The following is a 244-nucleotide window of genomic DNA, read 5'->3' on the forward strand; positions in this document are numbered from 1 at the left end:
TCTCCTCATAAGTGACGCCCTTGCATTCGGCGAGCACTTCGGCCGTATTGACCACGTAGGACGGCTCGTTGCGTTTGCCACGCCAGCGCTTCGGTGCCAGATACGGTGCGTCGGTTTCCACCAGCAGCCGGTCCAGCGGCACGGTTTTGGCGATCTCCCGCAGTTCTTCCGATTTCGGGAAGGTCAGAATTCCCGAGAAGGAGATGTACCCACTAAGCTCGGCGCCAATGCGGGCGAGGTCGGC

The 244-nt window shown here is 61.1% G+C and carries 1 protein-coding gene; it reads right to left on the reverse strand.

Annotation, left to right across the window (positions count from 1 at the left end; translation table 11 throughout):
• On the reverse strand, positions 1–244 hold a 244-nt coding region (locus tag KVS69_RS20245; RefSeq protein ID WP_217540080.1), incomplete at both ends, for a TatD family hydrolase.

Origin of the sequence: Stenotrophomonas sp. GbtcB23, assembly GCF_019091045.1 — a bacterium.
In the GTDB taxonomy this organism is placed as follows: Bacteria; Pseudomonadota; Gammaproteobacteria; order Xanthomonadales; family Xanthomonadaceae; genus Stenotrophomonas; species Stenotrophomonas rhizophila_A.